15 protein-coding genes and 1 tRNA gene are annotated in these 14610 nt (G+C 62.6%); 11 read left to right on the top strand and 5 right to left on the bottom strand.

Annotated elements, in window-relative coordinates; genetic code table 11:
* Position 1: 1 nt before the first annotated feature.
* The 4 genes from VV088_RS11410 (at position 2) to VV088_RS11395 (ending at position 3473) form a co-directional block, all read left to right on the top strand.
* Positions 2–856, top strand: coding sequence for an AAA family ATPase (locus VV088_RS11410; RefSeq protein WP_334600831.1), 855 nt, complete (start codon positions 2–4; stop codon positions 854–856).
* A gap of 264 nt (positions 857–1120) precedes the next feature.
* Complete coding sequence (locus VV088_RS22785) at positions 1121–1255, top strand: hypothetical protein (RefSeq protein WP_442913149.1); 135 nt, start codon at positions 1121–1123, stop codon at positions 1253–1255.
* A 217-nt stretch (positions 1256–1472) separates the two neighbouring features.
* Positions 1473–1763 carry a hypothetical protein gene (locus VV088_RS11400; RefSeq protein ID WP_334600829.1) on the top strand — a complete coding sequence of 97 codons (291 nt, stop codon included), beginning with the start codon at positions 1473–1475 and terminating at the stop codon, positions 1761–1763.
* Positions 1764–1820: 57 nt separating this feature from the next.
* Complete coding sequence (locus tag VV088_RS11395; protein WP_334600827.1) at positions 1821–3473, top strand: putative manganese-dependent inorganic diphosphatase; 1653 nt, start codon at positions 1821–1823, stop codon at positions 3471–3473.
* 76 nt (positions 3474–3549) lie between these two features.
* On the opposite strand, the gene VV088_RS11390 is transcribed toward VV088_RS11395, so the two are convergent.
* Positions 3550–3625 (bottom strand) — tRNA-Gly (locus VV088_RS11390).
* Positions 3626–3696: 71 nt separating this feature from the next.
* Positions 3697–4230, bottom strand: a complete 534-nt coding sequence (locus VV088_RS11385; protein WP_334600826.1) for a hypothetical protein — start codon at positions 4228–4230, stop codon at positions 3697–3699.
* A gap of 264 nt (positions 4231–4494) precedes the next feature.
* Here VV088_RS11385 and VV088_RS11380 point away from each other — a divergent pair, with 264 nt between their 5' ends.
* From VV088_RS11380 to VV088_RS11370, 3 genes are all read left to right on the top strand, one after another.
* Positions 4495–5052, top strand: a complete 558-nt coding sequence (locus VV088_RS11380) for a biotin transporter BioY (RefSeq protein ID WP_334600825.1) — start codon at positions 4495–4497, stop codon at positions 5050–5052.
* A 162-nt stretch (positions 5053–5214) separates the two neighbouring features.
* Positions 5215–5796, top strand: a complete 582-nt coding sequence (locus tag VV088_RS11375) for an RNA polymerase sigma factor (RefSeq protein ID WP_334600824.1) — start codon at positions 5215–5217, stop codon at positions 5794–5796.
* Positions 5793–7427: an anti-sigma-I factor RsgI family protein gene (locus VV088_RS11370; protein WP_334600822.1), complete on the top strand. Its 1635-nt coding sequence runs from the start codon at positions 5793–5795 to the stop codon at positions 7425–7427. Before VV088_RS11375 ends, VV088_RS11370 begins: the two co-directional genes overlap by 4 nt.
* Positions 7428–7475: 48 nt before the next feature.
* Here the strand turns inward: VV088_RS11370 and VV088_RS11365 are convergent, their stop codons facing one another.
* The 3 genes from VV088_RS11365 to VV088_RS11355 form a co-directional block, all read right to left on the bottom strand.
* On the bottom strand, positions 7476–8594 hold the full coding sequence (locus VV088_RS11365) for a DHHW family protein (protein ID WP_334600818.1): 1119 nt from the start codon (positions 8592–8594) through the stop codon (positions 7476–7478).
* A 12-nt stretch (positions 8595–8606) separates the two neighbouring features.
* Positions 8607–10010: an MBOAT family O-acyltransferase gene (locus VV088_RS11360; protein ID WP_334600817.1), complete on the bottom strand. Its 1404-nt coding sequence runs from the start codon at positions 10008–10010 to the stop codon at positions 8607–8609.
* 160 nt (positions 10011–10170) lie between these two features.
* Positions 10171–11208: a DUF4358 domain-containing protein gene (locus tag VV088_RS11355; RefSeq protein ID WP_334600816.1), complete on the bottom strand. Its 1038-nt coding sequence runs from the start codon at positions 11206–11208 to the stop codon at positions 10171–10173.
* A gap of 252 nt (positions 11209–11460) precedes the next feature.
* Here VV088_RS11355 and VV088_RS11350 point away from each other — a divergent pair, with 252 nt between their 5' ends.
* Genes VV088_RS11350 through VV088_RS11335 form a run of 4 tightly spaced genes read left to right on the top strand, consistent with a single transcriptional unit; the run spans position 11461 to position 14589 of the window.
* The gene (locus VV088_RS11350) at positions 11461–11820 is read left to right on the top strand and encodes an ArsR/SmtB family transcription factor (RefSeq protein WP_251315742.1); all 360 of its coding nucleotides are present in this window, start codon (positions 11461–11463) and stop codon (positions 11818–11820) included.
* An 18-nt stretch (positions 11821–11838) separates the two neighbouring features.
* A complete protein-coding gene (locus VV088_RS11345; protein WP_334600814.1) occupies positions 11839–12057 on the top strand; it encodes a cation transporter in 219 nt (72 codons plus the stop codon).
* Positions 12054–12668 (top strand): class I SAM-dependent methyltransferase, encoded by a 615-nt coding sequence (locus VV088_RS11340; RefSeq protein ID WP_334600811.1) that lies wholly within the window; start codon positions 12054–12056, stop codon positions 12666–12668. Before VV088_RS11345 ends, VV088_RS11340 begins: the two co-directional genes overlap by 4 nt.
* Before the next feature lie 13 nt (positions 12669–12681).
* Positions 12682–14589 (top strand): heavy metal translocating P-type ATPase, encoded by a 1908-nt coding sequence (locus VV088_RS11335; protein ID WP_334600810.1) that lies wholly within the window; start codon positions 12682–12684, stop codon positions 14587–14589.
* Positions 14590–14610 lie beyond the last annotated feature (21 nt).

Genomic DNA, 14610 nt, shown 5'->3' with positions numbered 1-14610 from the left:
GATGGTCGGGCTGGAGGAGGTCAAGCAGACCCTCCGCCGCCGCCTGGCCGCCGCCGCCCTGGAGGATCACCGCCGCCAGCGGGGGCTGAAGGTGGAGCCGGCGTGCCGGAACATGGCCTTCTCCGGCCCGCCGGGGACGGGCAAGAGCGTCACCGCCCGGCTGGCGGCCCGGATTCTGCGGGAGGAGGGCCGGGGGACTGGACGCTTTGTGGAGGCGGGCCGGGAGCAGCTCATCGGGTCCTATCTGGGCCAGACCTCCCCCATGGTGGCGGAGCTGTTCCAGCGGGCCAAGGGCGGCGTGCTGTTTATCGACGAGGCGGGGGCCCTGCTGGACGACGGGCAGGACATCTACGCCGCGGAGGCGGTGAACGCCCTGGTACGCCACATGGAGCTGGAGCCGGAGACGACCGTTATTTTCGCCACCTATCCGGGGGAGATGGAGCGGCTCCTGGCCTCCAACCCCGGTCTGTCCAGCCGCGTGGCCCAGGTGCTGGACTTTCCAGGCTATGACGACGGCATTCTGTGGGACATTTTCCAGGGCTTTGCCCGCCGGGAGGGCTATGCCCTGCCGGAGGGGACCCGGGAGTTGTGCGATGCCTTCTTTGCGGAGCTGCGCCAGCGGAAGGGCGAACGGTTCGGCAACGGCCGTGAGGCCCGCCGCCTGTATCAGGGCGCAGTGGAGGAGATGGCTCTGCGGGTTCTGGAGGGACAGGAGGAGGCGCTGGTCCTGGCGGACCTGGAGGAGGCGCTGGTCCTGGCGGACCTGGAGGAGGCGCTGGTCCTGGCGGACCTGGAGGAGGCGTCGAAGCGGCTGCTGGCCCAGCCGGGGAAGGAGAGGCGTTCCATTGGGTTTTGACCCTGCCGCCCGGAGCGGTCCCGTCGGGGGGGCTCCGGGCGGTTTTGATTGCCTTTCGCTGGAAATTGTGCTACACTGAAACGGAATTATTGCGCTGCAGGCCGTCAAAACGGCGGGCGGGGGAGGAAGAGCGGTGCTGGCTCAGGACGGCCTGACCCTGGAGGGGGGGAAAAGGCCGCAGAGCGGAACAACTGTCCCCGGCGTTACTACCTGGCTAACGCGCCTGAGTACACGCCCCGGCCCGGACAAATGGTGGAGGCGTCCATGTCGGTGGCTCCGGCGGGGGCGAAGCTGTTTGCCCTGCAGTACATCGGCAGCGTGGAGGTGCTGGAGCCGGAGAGCCTGCGCCAGGAGATCGCCCAGGAGCTGGAGGCGGCGCTGAACACCTACCGCTCGTAAAATTTGCCCGCTCCGGTTTGGTATCCTTCTGTTACGATAAAGCGGCAAGGAGGACACACCAATGAGCGAGAAGCAGAGGAGCTATCATTTTCTTCTGCCTCAGGTCTGAAAGGAACCGGTTGGCAATCAGGGGGAAATCGCTGAGTACATTCCCTACCGGCTGGAGGAGAGCTTAGATCAGGAGAGCATCCTGCAGGAGCTGAAGGCACAGCCCCATATGGCGGAGCTGGTCCACTATCTGGACCCCAACCGGAGGATCTACCTGCTGGAGTGCTCCAGCATGGAGGTGCTGAAGCTGGACGGCCGCCTTCAGATCGTGGACCGCCGGTCCGTCTTCCAGGGCGGGCCGGTGGACCTGGACCGCCTGCTGCTGGACCGGGAGAGGAACGGACATCTTACGGCGCACCCTGTCCGGAGCGGCCCGCCGGAGGATGGCGAGGCGCTGGAGGTGGAGTGGCTGCAGGGAGAGTCGGATTTTTCTTGCGAAAGGCGGGCCGGCGTGATATGATGGGGACAGCGAACTGATCGGGTCCGCTGGACTGTCCGGCGGAAAAGGGAGGATATCATGGAAAAAAAGATCAAGGTGATCGGCCACCGCAATCCGGATACCGACTCCATCTGCGCCGCCATCACCTACAGCAATCTGAAAAATCTGATCGACCCGGAGCACCCCTGCAAGCCCTGCCGGGCCGGACTGCTCAACCGGGAGACCGAGTTTGTCCTGAACTACTTCAAGGTCCCGGTGCCCCAGCTGTATACCGACGTCAGCCCCCACATCCGGGATGTGGACATCCGTCCCGCCGCCGGGGTGGACGGGGAGACCAGCCTGCGCCGGGCCTGGATGACCATGCGGGACCAGGAGCTGGACACGCTGTGCATCGTGGATGAGAATCAGGTTCTGCAGGGGGTCATCACCGTCAAGGACGTGGCCACAGCCAACATGAATGGCGTGGACCCTCACACCCTGGAGCAGGCCGGCACCAGCTATCAGAACCTGCTGGACATTCTGGACGGGACCGTTCTGGTGGGGGACATCACCGGCAAGCGGGTGGAGGGCCGGGTCGTCATCGGCGCCGGCAGCGCCGAGCTGATCGAGCGGTCCATCTCGCCGGGGGATATCGTCATCGTGAGCAACCGGGCGGAGAGCCAGCTGGCCGCGCTGGAGATGGACGCCGCCTGTATGATCGTCGGTTCCAGCAGCAAGCTCTCCCGCACCATGCAGATGCTGGCCGAGGAAAAGGGGTGCATCGTCATCAGCACCCCCAACAACACGTATATTACCGGCCAGATCCTCAGCCAGGCCGCCCCCATCCGCCATTACATGACCTCGGGCAAGCTGCTCACCTTCGGTCTCCACACCCCGGTGGAGGAGGCGACCCGGGTGATGGCCTCGGTCCGCTTCCGTTACTTCCCGGTGCTGGATGACGACGGCCGGTACATCGGCGTGGTCTCCCGCCGGAATCTGCTGAATCTGCACAAGAAGCAGCTGATCCTGGTGGACCACAACGAGAAGAGCCAGGCTGCCGAGGGCATCGACGAGGCCGAGGTGCTGGAGATCATCGACCACCACCGCATTGGCGCTATGGAGACGGACGGTCCGGTCTATTTCCGCAACGTCCCTGTGGGCTGCACGTGTACCATCGTCTACCAGATGTATCTGGAATATGACGTGGAGATCAACCCCACCATGGCGGGCCTGATGCTGTCCGCGATCCTGTCCGACACGCTGATGTTCCGCAGTCCCACCTGCACGCCCGCCGACGAGCGGGCCGCCCGGAAGCTGGCGGAGCTGGCCGGTGTGGATTTAGAGACCTATGCCGACGATATGTTTACCCACGGCGGCGATGTGACGGGCAAGACGGCGGCGGAGGTCTTCAGCGGGGACTATAAGATCTTCACCAGCGGGGATGTCCGCTTTGGCGTGGGCCAGGGGAGCTATATGATGGAGAAGAACCGGAAAGCGGCCCAGGGCCTGGTGGGACCCTACCTGCCCCAGGCGCTGGAGAAGCAGGGACTGGACTACATTTTCTATATGTTCACAGATGTGCGCAATTCCAGCACCGAGCTGCTCATGGCTGGGGCCGGCGCGGAGGAGCTGATCACCAAGACCTTCGACGTGGAGATTGTGGACGGCGTGGCCACCCTGCCCGGCGTGGTCAGCCGGAAGAAGCAGATGATCCCGGCGCTCATCAAGACCATCAAGCTGGATCAGGAATAAAATCAGGGGGTTGTGCCCCCTGATTTTCATTGAAAAAGGAAAGAACGGACTGTAAAAACAGTCCGTTCTTAGTCTCTGGAGCGAGTGACGAGGCTCGAACTCGCTACCTCCACCTTGGCAAGGTGGCGCTCTACCAGATGAGCTACACTCGCAGCGACAAATGGTATTATAGCAGAACTGCGGCCAAAGTCAACCCCTAAATTGGAAAAACGGAAAAAATTTTTCAGGCCGCCGGCTGGGACAAAATGCCCTCCAGCGCCCCCTGGTGGACGGGCCGCAGGCCCTTGACCCGGCAGAAATCCGACGGACGCAGCAGAGTGGGGGGCTTGGGCAGCGCCACTGCGCCGCAGTCCTCCAGCAGGCCGGCCACAAACTGGGAGCAGAAGTAGTGGTGCTGCCGCTGCAGGGACAGGTTGAACCAGCAGGCGAACACGCCCAGCACGCTGTAGTGGTAGATCTCCCGCTGGAGGTACATGGAGCGCAGCCGCTGGCGCAGGCGGAAGTAGGTCTCCTCGCTCACCTTCAGCTCGTACAGGCAGCAGGGGACCGCGCGGCGGTAGACCGTGACCTGCTCCTCCACCAGTCCGGCGGGCAGGGCCAGGTAGCGGTACTTCCGGGCGAAGCTGTAAAAGGGACCGTCGGGACCGTCCAGGCCAATGGAGGCGTGGGTGTAGCGGTCCTGTGTGGCCAGGTGGATCAGCCGGGAAAACCAGGTCCCCGACCGGGTGAGCAAAATATAAATCGTACGTTCCGCCATGGAATATCGCTCCCTTCCGAGATCTGGCGGACGGGTCCGCCGGCGCAAAGCAAATGGCCGCTTTACATGTATTTCGAGTACAAGAAAGATAGTACCATGGTAACTCTAAAATGGTTTGAAGGAAAGATTAAGATTTCCTGAAAATTTTCGGCTGGCGTCGTCAAACGGGAAACGTTTTAGCAATACGGTTGACAAGAGGACCAAAGTATTGTATACTGAATTAAAAATCAGCTTACAATTTTTCGAGGAAGACAGGTGGGACCGATGGAAGCCCGAACAAGAAGCAATGTGTACACGTTGGCGATGACCGCCGTGATGGCGGCGCTGATTGCGGCCGTCAGCCCCTTTGCGATCCCCGTTGGACCGGTTTCCATCACCCTGTGTACGCTGGCGCTGTATTTCTCCCCCTATATCCTGGGGTGGAAGGGGGCCTCTGCAGCTGCGCTGGTCTATATCCTGCTGGGCATGGTGGGCATGCCGGTGTTCAGCAAGTTTCAGGCCGGTCTTGGCGTGCTGATGAGTCCCACGGGGGGCTATATTCTGGGCTACATCCCGATGACGGCGCTGACCGGCCTGGCTATCCGCGTGGCCCCTAAAAACCGTATCGTCCAGCTTCTGGGCATGGCGGGGGCCACTGGGGTGCTCTATGCCTTCGGCACGGCCTGGTACATGTTCCTGTCCGGCAACGGCCTGGCCTTCGCCATGAAATGGTGTGTGCTTCCGTTTATCCCGCTGGACCTGGCTAAAATGGCGGCCGCCGCCCTGCTGGGCCCCCTCCTGCGGGAGCGGCTGGTCATGGCCGGCATCCACCCGGAGGGTTAGAGATCTGCGCTCCCCTGCTGCCGCTGCCTCAGGTGATGAGGCAGCGGATTTTTTTCTTGCTTTCCGAAAAGAAGGGCAATATAATAAATATGAAAAAAATTTTCAGAGCGTGCGATAAAAGGTTTGGTTCGCGCGTTCCTGTTATGACAGGAGAAATGGATCATGCTGGCTGCCTTGAGCGTTCAGATAACGGAAGAAGAGGATGAGCGCCGCCGCCGGGAGCTGGACCAGCTGTTGCTCCGGGTGGGCCAGGGAGACCGGGAGGCCTTTGCCCGCCTGTACAGCCTGACCCGGACTGGGGTGTACGGTTTGGCGCTGTCCCTGCTCCATCATACGCAGGAGGCCCAGGATACGGCCCAGGATGTCTTTGTCCGGGTGTGGGAGAGCGCCCCCGGCTACCGGTCCCAGGGCTCGCCCATGGCCTGGCTGCTCACCATCACCCGGAACCTGGCCCGGACCCGTCTGCGCCAGAGCGGGCGCCAGGTGGGGCTGGACGAGGAGGCGTGGGAGGCGATCCCCGCCGCCCCGCCCGACGTATCCGCCGAGGACCGGGCGCTGCTTCAGCAGGCGCTGTCCAGGCTGAGCGGGGAGGAGCGGCAGATCATCCTGCTCCACGCCGTGTCCGGCCTGAAGCACCGGGAGACCGCCGCCCTGCTGGAGCTGCCGCTGTCCACCGTCCTGTCAAAATACCACCGCGGGCTGAAAAAACTGCACAGCCTGATGAAAGGAGAGAACGGCCAATGACAGACCGGGATCTGGAGCGGAGGCTGGCCGCCGCAATGGAGCGGACTGCCCCTGACGATTTGGACGTGATCCTCTCCCGCTGCGGTGCGCAAAACGGGAGTGTGATGAAATTGAACGCGCTGCAAGAACATTCGAACATCATAGACGTGGACGTTACCGAGGTGAAGCCCAAAAGGCGGCGGTCCCGCTGGCTGGCCGCAGCCTGCGCGGCGCTGGTGCTGCTGGGTGCGGGGGGCGGCGGGCTGGTCTACCACCAGAGCTATGCTGTGGCGTCGGTGGTGTCGCTGGACGTGAACCCCAGCATCGAGCTGAGGGTGAACCGGAACGAGCGGGTGATCTCCTGCACCGCCTTGAACACCGAGGCGGCGGCGGTCCTCTTCGATATGGACGGCGGAGCCGACCTGAAGGGCACCAAGCTGGACGTGGCGGTGAACGCTATCGTAGGGGCGCTGGTGCGGGAGGGCTATCTGGACAGCATCTCCTCCGCCATCCTCATCTCGGTGGAGGACAACGACCAGGACCGGGCGGCCCGGCTCCAGGCGGAGCTGGTGGCCTCGGTGGACGGGGTCCTCAAGACTCAGGCCCCGGGCACCGACGTGTTCAGTCAGGTACTCACAACAGATGCCGGGACGGAGTACTCCAATTTCAACAGCGGTATCTCTGTGGGAAAGGCTGCGTTGGTGCAGAAGGTGATTGAGAGGAATGGCGTGGATGCCGCTGCCTTCGACCAGCTGGCCGCCCTGTCGGTGGAGGAGCTGAACGACCTGCTGAAGGCGGGGGAGAAGCGTATCCCCATCGGCAAGGCTGCCGCCGCTCTGGCTGTGGAGGAGTACGCTGGGACAGTGGCCATCAGTTCAGCGGTCGTAGATGTGGACCCGGAGCTGGACGACATCCCGCCCCACTACGACGTGGAGCTGAAAACCGCTTTCGGCGAGTTCGATTATAAGGTAGACGCCTTTACGGGGGAGGTACTCAGTGGGCCTAAGGATGTGTTGAGCTACGCCTCAAGTGGGGACAGACAGCCATCCAATCCCTCCGGCACAGGAACCGATGCGCCCGCACCGGCGGATACTTCGCCGTCCAATACGCAGCCGTCTTCGCCGTCCGGCGCGCAGCAGCCTTCCCCGGCGGCGTCCTCTGAGGCGGACATAGGTCAGGAGGCCGCCAAGCGGTCCGCCCTGGACAATGCGGGTCTGTCTGAGAGCGACGTGACCAACTGGAAGGTTGAGCGGGAGTGGGACGACGGCCGGCTGGAGTATGAGATGGAGTTCTGGTGCGGCGTCACCGAGTATGATTGTACCGTGGATGGCCACACCGGCGCCGTTTTGAAGTGCGAAATCGACCACCACGGGAACAGCAGCGCCGGCCACCACAGTGACCCTCACCATAACGGGACGGTGACAGGCGGGAATACTGCCCCCTCCGCTGACATCGGCCGGGATGCCGCCAAGGCCGCCGCGCTCAGTCACGCAGGCGTGAGCGAGAGCCAGACCACCAAGATGAAGGTGGAGCAGGACTGGGACGACGGCCGTCTGGAGTATGAGGTGGAGTTTGAGTCGGGCCGCATGGAGTATGAGTACACCATCGACGGGACCACCGGAGCCATTTTGGAGTACGAGTGGGACGACTGACCCTATTGACAAGCAAAGCTCCCTTCCAGTACGGAAGGGAGCTTTTTGTTAGTGGGCCAGCAGGACCAAGTTCTCGTCGGTGGAGAAGTTGGCGAAGGAGTACAGCACAAGGACAGCGTCGATGTTGTGCTCCTCCACATAGCCCTTGATGCTGCTCAGGTTGTCCCGGGGGTCGATGAGGTGGAGTTCGGAACAACGCTCGGTGAGGAAGGGGGTCAGAGAATCGGAGTAGGAGTCCCGGACGAGGAGCACCTTGGGGCCAGCGCTGCCCTCCTTTTCCACCACGCACAGTGGCTGACGGCCGCCCAGGAAATAGGAGTATTTGTCCTTTACCTCCAGATAGCTGTCCATATAGAGGCTGCCCGGCTCCGGCGTTCCCTTGAACCAGGAGGTCACCTTGATCCCCTGGCCGGGGACGTAGGTGTCGATGGAGTCGGGGGGCAGCCAGCGCACCCCGGAGGAGGAAAAGAGGGTGCCGTAGAATTGGTCGGTGACGGTGGTTTTCTGGTAGTCCTCCAGGCGGATGGGTTCCAGGCCCATGGCCCCAAAGATGGCGTTGGCCCCGTAGAAGGCCCCGAGGCTGGTCCAGTGGTGGTCGGTGCGGTAGTAGATGTCCTCGGCGCTGTGGGCCTCCAGCGCGCTGTACAGGTCGATGGTGGAGGCCCCGGTGGAGAAGTAGAGGGCGTCGATGATCCCTTTCTCGTCCGCCGTGGGCGCGCCGGCGGGAAGCCGGCTGGACCAGATCTCCGCCGCCGAGGGGATCAGTCCAAAATACACCGGCACGGACACGTTGCCTACCAGGGCGTCCAGATACCCCATATCCCGGTCCAGCTTGGCCGGGTCTGGGGTGTCCACCCGGTTGATGAGGGTGTCCTGTTTCCCGAAATAGACCCCGTTGTTCTCCTGTTTGCCGCTGAGCCGCTCGCTCCAGGCTTTGGCGGCCACCCAAAAATCCCGGCCCACAATGTGGTCGGAGACGTAGTCCTCCGCATCCTCCATAAACCTGCCGCTGCTCAGGTTTTCCGCCGTCAGCTTGGGGGGCTTTTGAAGGTAGCGGTTTTCCAGAGGGGAAAAGTTCACATCCGGCAGCAGCAGGCTGACCACGGACATGCACCCGATGAAGGCGCAGAACAGGACGGTGAGAAAGATACTGTATTTTTTTGTCATGTCCGCACCTCCTCAGAAGTTGGAATACAGGAAGGGGTTGTAGGTGCCGTCCACCAGATAGGCGGTGCAGACGATCAGTCCCGCCGCGATCAGGACGGTACACAGCGCCTGCTGCTTCCTGAGACTTAGACTGCGGTAGGCGGTCCGTCCCAGGGGGGTGGAGGCCAGCGCCGCCACAAACAGGATGGGCAGATAGCTGGTGAGGTAGTAGAAAAACCTTTGATCCAGCAGGGCCGCGCCGGACAGGCCAAACATGACCTTCAGGTAAGCGCCCAGCTGGGCAAAATCCTCCAGCGCAAAGATGGCCCAGCTGACCATGACGAAGAACATGGTGTACACATGGCCCGCCAGGGCGGGGGCCTTCTCCAGGGGCTTGAGCAGGAAGAACTTTTCCACCATCAGCAGTACGAAGAAGTACAGCCCCCACAGCAGAAAATTCCAGCTGGCCCCGTGCCAGATACCGGTGGCCGCCCACACCACAAGCAGGTTGAACATCCACCGGGGCTTGGAACACCGGTTGCCCCCCAGGGGAATATACAGGTACTCCCGGAACCAGGTGGACAGGGAGATGTGCCACCGCCGCCAGAACTCGGTGATGCTTTTGGAGATATAGGGGTAGTTGAAGTTGGGCAGGAACTCAAAGCCCAGCATCCGTCCCAGGCCGGTGGCCATGTCGGAGTAGCCGGAGAAGTCGAAATAGATCTGGAAGGTGAAGGCCAGCACCCCCAGCCAGGCCCCGGCCACCGTCAGCTCGGATGGGGCCATGGCCTTGCAGCTGTCCCAAAGCATCCCCACGTTGTTGGCGATGAGCAGCTTCTTTCCCAGGCCCACCATGAGAATCTGCACCCCGGAGGCGAACCTTTCAGTGGAGCAGGTTCTTTCGTCAATCTGGTCCCCCAGGTCCTTGTACTTGATGATGGGACCGGCGATGAGCTGGGGGAAGAGGGTGACGAAGGCGCCGAAGTTGAGGATGCTCCGCTGGGCCCGGGCGTCCCCCCGGTAGACGTCGATGGTGTAGCTCATGGTCTGGAAGGTGTAGAAGGAGATGCCGATGGGCAGATGGATGTTCAGCACCGGCATAAAGGTCAGGCCGGCGGACTGGAGGGTTCCGGCGATGAAGTCCCAGTACTTGAAGAAGCACAGCAGGGCCAGGTTGAACACGATGGAGGAGGCCACCGCCATTTTTGCGCCCCGGTCGTTCCCCCTTGCTTTGCACCGCTCCACCAGCAGGCCGTGGGTGTAGTCGATGGCGGTGGACAGGAACATGATCGCAACATAGGCCCGCTCCCCCCACCAGTAGAAGAACAGGGAGGCGCACAGCAGCACCACATTGCGCCCCCCGCGGGGAACGATATAGTACAGGAAAAGGGTGAGGACCAGAAAGTAAAACATGAAAATGGGGGTGGAAAAGACCATAGCGGACACCTCACGGAGTATTTTATGGAAGCCCTTGTGGGGCGGGACGACCTCGGCCCGCCATTCTCAGGGGGCGAACCGGGTTTGACGGCGCGCCGGGGTCGTCGCGCCCTACAGGCGAAAAGGGCCGCCGAGGGCGGCGGCCCTTTTTCAGGATACCTTAAAACAGAGCATTAAATTCATTGACGATATCGTCGCAGTTCTCGTGAACCACCATCATCACATAGTTGCCGTTGGAGACAATACGGGAGTTATTCTCCCACTGGTCCATAGCCATAGGGTACTGCGCGCCACCGGGGCCGTTGCCGTCACCCACCATGTAGTCGATCCGGGACTGGAAGGCGGCCTTGACCGCGTCTACATCCTTGCTGTCCTTCACCTGGACCAGACCGAACTCGCCGTTGTTCATGGAGATCATGCAGACATAGACCAGCATTTGCTCGGCGCTGATGCCGGACAGGCCGGGGTAGACATTGTCCAGAATGGAACTGTCGGCCAGCTCCAGGAAGCCGAATTCATACTTGCCGGTGATGGTGCTGTAGAAGGCGGACAGGTCCACGTTGGTGGAGGGGGTGCTGGAATCGCCGGAGCCGGAGGAGGAACCGCTGCCGCTGCCGTCGGGCTTCTGCTCAGGCTTGGGGTCAGGCTTCTGCTCAGGCTTGGGGTCGGGCTTCTGCTCAGGCTTGGTCTCTTCCTTCCAGTCGCAGGTGACGGCGCAGGTGGCCTTGGCGCCGTCGTATTCCACGGTGATGGTGGCCTTGCCGGGGGCCACGGCCTTGATATTGCCGCTCTCGTCGATGGTGGCCACCTTGGTGTCGCTGGAGGTGAAGGTGGGAATGCCGTCGGTGTCGGGCTCGGCGGTATAGCGCAGGCGGAAGGTGGCCCCGGCCTTATTCAGCTCGATGTTGGTGCGGTTGAGGGTAAGGGTGACCTTCAAGCCCTCCGCCGAGGAGGCGCTGCCGCCGGCGGAGCCGCTGGCGCTGCCGTCGGGGGCGGAGGCGTCGGGCTGGGAGCCGTCCGGGCTGGAAACGTCCGGATTGGAGCCGTCGGGCGCGGAGCCGTCCGGCTGGCTGGAGCTGACGGAAGAGCTTCCGCCGGGGGTGGAGGAGGCGCTGCCGCCGCCGTTTCCGCCGCCGCAGGCGGCAAGGGACAGGGCCAGGGCGCTGGCCAGGGCCATAGCTAGGATGCGTCGTTTCATGATAAGTAAACTCCTTTTCTGTTGGGGTTATGTTTTGACCCGGTTTTGGGTTCTGAGAGCTTTGACGCAGAGCGCGGAAAAAGGTTCCCGGCTGGGAGAAAAAAATTTGCGGCAGGAATATTATACTGTCTTTCTCCCATGCTGGCAAGGGCGCCGAAAAAAATTCCCGGTCCCCCTTGACAAAGGGGGGGGCTGTGTAGTATGATAATGCCAACACATGAACAAGTGCTCATATGTTGAAAGGAGAACGCTATGGAAGGGAAAGCCATCCCTCACTGCGAGGAGGAGTGCGTCCACCTGGACGCCGTGGAGAAGGTCCGCGCCCAGCTGCCCCCCGACGAGCAGCTATACGACCTGGCGGAGCTGTTCAAGATCTTTGGGGACAGTACCCGGGTCAAGATTCTCTACGCCCTGCTGGAGTCGGAGCTGTGCGTGTGCGACATCGCCAAGCTGATGGAGGTCACCCAGTCCGCCGTATCCCACCAGCTGCGGGTGCTGAAAAACAGCAAGCTGGTAAAATTCCGCCGGGAGGGCAAAACAGTGTACTACTCCCTGGCCGACGACCACGTCATTCATATCCTGGCTCAGGGTATGGAACATATTTTAGAGTAACAGAAAGGATGTATTCCCATGAAAAAGACCTTTAAGCTCATCGACCTGGACTGCGCCAACTGCGCCGCCAAAATGGAGACCGCCATCAAAAAGCTGCCCGGCGTGGCGGACGCCTCCGTCTCCTTCATGACCCAGAAAATGACCATCGACGCGGACAGCGCCCAGTTTGACGACATCATGAAGCAGGTGGTGAAGACCTGCAAAAAGGTGGAGCCCGACTGCGAAATCGTGCTGTGAGCACCTTCTGGGACCGGGTGGCCTGGCTGTACGACCTGGTGGAGCGGAGCAACCGGGCGGTCAATACTGCGGCGGCCGCCCGGACGGCCCAGCTGGTTCCAGCCGGGGCCAGGGTTCTGGACTGCGCCGCCGGGACGGGGGAATTCTCCCTGGCGGCGGCAAAACGGGCCGGAACGGTGCTGTGTACCGACCAGTCCCAGGCCATGCTGAAGCAGGCCCGGAAGAAGGCGGCCCGGCGGAAGGTAACCAACATCCGCTTCGCCCAGCGGGACGTGACCGCCCTGTCCGACCCGGACGGCAGCTTCGAAGCGGTGATTGCCGCCAACGTCCTTCACCTGCTCTCTCAGCCAGAGAAGGCGGTGCGGGAGCTGTGGCGGGTCACCGCCCCCGGCGGGCGGCTGATTCTGCCCACCTACCTCCAGGGGCGGGTGGGGACGGCCTACGGGACCATGATTAAAATTTACCAGGGCGCAGGCTTTCACTACGAACACGCCTTCACCCCGGAGACCTACCGGATGCTGCTGGAGAGCCTGAACCTGGTCCCGGTAACTGTGGAGGTCATTCCAGGCCGGGTGCCTGAGGGCATCGGCGTGCTGGAAAAGCCCATATAAAGAGGTGTTTGTAATGACCCGAAAGCAAAAAAAGATGCTTTACCGCATCCTCATTGCCTTTGTATTGTTTGTTGTCTGCCTGCTTTTGCCCACTGTCTGGCTGCCCGGCCCTATTCCGCTGCTTAGTGTGGTTCAGGACCAGAACGGCTGTGGGGCGTATGCCCTGGCAAAGTGGCCGCTGTTCCTGGTCCCCTACCTGGTCATCGGCTGGGATGTGCTTTGGAAGGCCCTCCGCAACATCAAAGGCGGGCAGGTCTTTGACGAGAACTTCCTTATGTGCGTGGCTACCGTCGGGGCGCTGGTCATCGGCGAGTACCCCGAGGCGGTGGCGGTGATGCTGTTCTACCAGGTGGGGGAGCTGTTCCAGAATGTGGCTGTCTCCCGGTCCCGGCAGTCCATCTCGGCCCTGATGGACATCCGCCCCGACTACGCCAACATAGAAAAGGACGGCCAGCTCTGTCAGGTGGACCCTGACGAGGTGGCTGTAGGGGATGTGATTGTCATCAAGGCGGGGGAGCGGGTGCCCCTGGACGGGACCGTCCTGGAGGGGACCTCCGCCCTGGACACCGCCGCCCTCACCGGCGAGTCCCTGCCCCGGGACGTGTCTGCCGGGGACGAGGTGATCTCGGGCTGCGTCAACCTCACCGGCCTGCTCCATGTGCGGGTAAGCAAGCCCTTTGGGGAGTCTACCGTCACCCGAATCCTGGACCTGGTGGAGAATTCCAGCGAGAAAAAGGCCCAGGCGGAGCACTTTATCACCAAATTCGCCCGGTACTACACCCCCATCGTGGTCTTTGCCGCCCTGGCCCTGGCGGTGATCCCCTCGCTGCTGGACGGCCAGTGGGGTACCTGGGTGCCCCGGGCCCTGAACTTCCTGGTGGTGTCCTGCCCCTGCGCCCTGGTGATCTCCATCCCTCTCAGCTTTTTCGGCGGGATCGGCGGGGCCTCCAAGCAGGGCATCCTGGTGAAGGGGAGCAACTACCTGGAGGCCCTGGCCCAGGCGGGCGTGGTGGTCTTTGACAAGACGGGTACCCTCACGCAGGGCCGGTTTGCCGTCACAGCCGTCCACCCGGAGGGGATGGAGGAGAAGGAGCTGCTGGAGCTGGCCGCCTTGGCGGAGCAGAGCTCCACCCACCCCATCTCCCGGTCCATCGTAACCGCTTGGGGCGGAACCCCGGATCAGGGGCGGGCCGTGGATGTGGAGGAGATCGCCGGACACGGCGTCCGGGCGGTGGTGGACGGCCGTCTGGTGCTGGCGGGCAACGGGAAGCTGATGGACCGGGAGAACATTTCCGTCCCCGCCGGCCACGACCATCCCGGCACCATCATCCACGTGGCGGTGGACGGCCAATACGCCGGGCATCTGGTCATTGCCGACCAGCCCAAGGCCACCTCCGCCCAGGCGGTGGCGGAGCTGAAGGCGGCGGGAGTGCGGCAGACCGTCATGCTCACCGGCGACGCTCAGGGCGCGGCCCAGGCCGTGGCTCAGGAGCTGGGGCTGGATCAGTTCTACGCCCAGCTCCTCCCCGCCGGCAAGGTGGAGCGGGTGGAGGATCTGCTGCGGGACAAGGGTCCCAGGGAGAATCTGGTCTTCGTGGGGGACGGCATCAACGACGCGCCCGTCCTCTCCCGGGCGGATATCGGGGTGGCCATGGGGGCGTTGGGCTCCGACGCGGCCATTGAGGCGGCGGACATCGTCCTGATGGACGACGACCTGCTGAAGCTCCCGGTGGCGGTGCGCATCGCACGGAAGACGTTATCCATTGTGCGGCAGAACGTGGTCTTCGCCCTGGGGGTGAAGCTGCTGGTGCTGGTGCTGTCCGCCTTGGGCTACGCCAACATGTGGGCCGCCGTCTTTGCCGACGTGGGAGTGTCTGTGCTGGCCATCCTTAACGCCAGCCGGATGCTGAAAGCCAAATAAATACACGCATCCCCGTCCGGT

It is taken from the genome of Lawsonibacter sp. JLR.KK007 (genome assembly GCF_036941135.1).
Taxonomy (GTDB): Bacteria; Bacillota; Clostridia; order Oscillospirales; family Oscillospiraceae; genus Lawsonibacter.
This window is presented reverse-complemented; position numbering and strand designations above follow the sequence as displayed.

Excerpts from the sequence above, each read along its gene's own strand:
- VV088_RS11410 (WP_334600831.1), top strand. The coding sequence starts at position 2 with ATGGTCGGGCTGGAGGAGGTCAAGCAGACCCTCCGCCGCCGCCTGGCC.
- VV088_RS22785 (WP_442913149.1), top strand. The coding sequence starts at position 1,121 with ATGTCGGTGGCTCCGGCGGGGGCGAAGCTGTTTGCCCTGCAGTACATC.
- VV088_RS11400 (WP_334600829.1), top strand. The coding sequence starts at position 1,473 with ATGGCGGAGCTGGTCCACTATCTGGACCCCAACCGGAGGATCTACCTG.
- VV088_RS11395 (WP_334600827.1), top strand. The coding sequence starts at position 1,821 with ATGGAAAAAAAGATCAAGGTGATCGGCCACCGCAATCCGGATACCGAC.
- VV088_RS11385 (WP_334600826.1), bottom strand. The coding sequence starts at position 4,230 with ATGGCGGAACGTACGATTTATATTTTGCTCACCCGGTCGGGGACCTGG.
- VV088_RS11380 (WP_334600825.1), top strand. The coding sequence starts at position 4,495 with ATGGAAGCCCGAACAAGAAGCAATGTGTACACGTTGGCGATGACCGCC.
- VV088_RS11375 (WP_334600824.1), top strand. The coding sequence starts at position 5,215 with ATGCTGGCTGCCTTGAGCGTTCAGATAACGGAAGAAGAGGATGAGCGC.
- VV088_RS11370 (WP_334600822.1), top strand. The coding sequence starts at position 5,793 with ATGACAGACCGGGATCTGGAGCGGAGGCTGGCCGCCGCAATGGAGCGG.
- VV088_RS11365 (WP_334600818.1), bottom strand. The coding sequence starts at position 8,594 with ATGACAAAAAAATACAGTATCTTTCTCACCGTCCTGTTCTGCGCCTTC.
- VV088_RS11360 (WP_334600817.1), bottom strand. The coding sequence starts at position 10,010 with ATGGTCTTTTCCACCCCCATTTTCATGTTTTACTTTCTGGTCCTCACC.
- VV088_RS11355 (WP_334600816.1), bottom strand. The coding sequence starts at position 11,208 with ATGAAACGACGCATCCTAGCTATGGCCCTGGCCAGCGCCCTGGCCCTG.
- VV088_RS11350 (WP_251315742.1), top strand. The coding sequence starts at position 11,461 with ATGGAAGGGAAAGCCATCCCTCACTGCGAGGAGGAGTGCGTCCACCTG.
- VV088_RS11345 (WP_334600814.1), top strand. The coding sequence starts at position 11,839 with ATGAAAAAGACCTTTAAGCTCATCGACCTGGACTGCGCCAACTGCGCC.
- VV088_RS11335 (WP_334600810.1), top strand. The coding sequence starts at position 12,682 with ATGACCCGAAAGCAAAAAAAGATGCTTTACCGCATCCTCATTGCCTTT.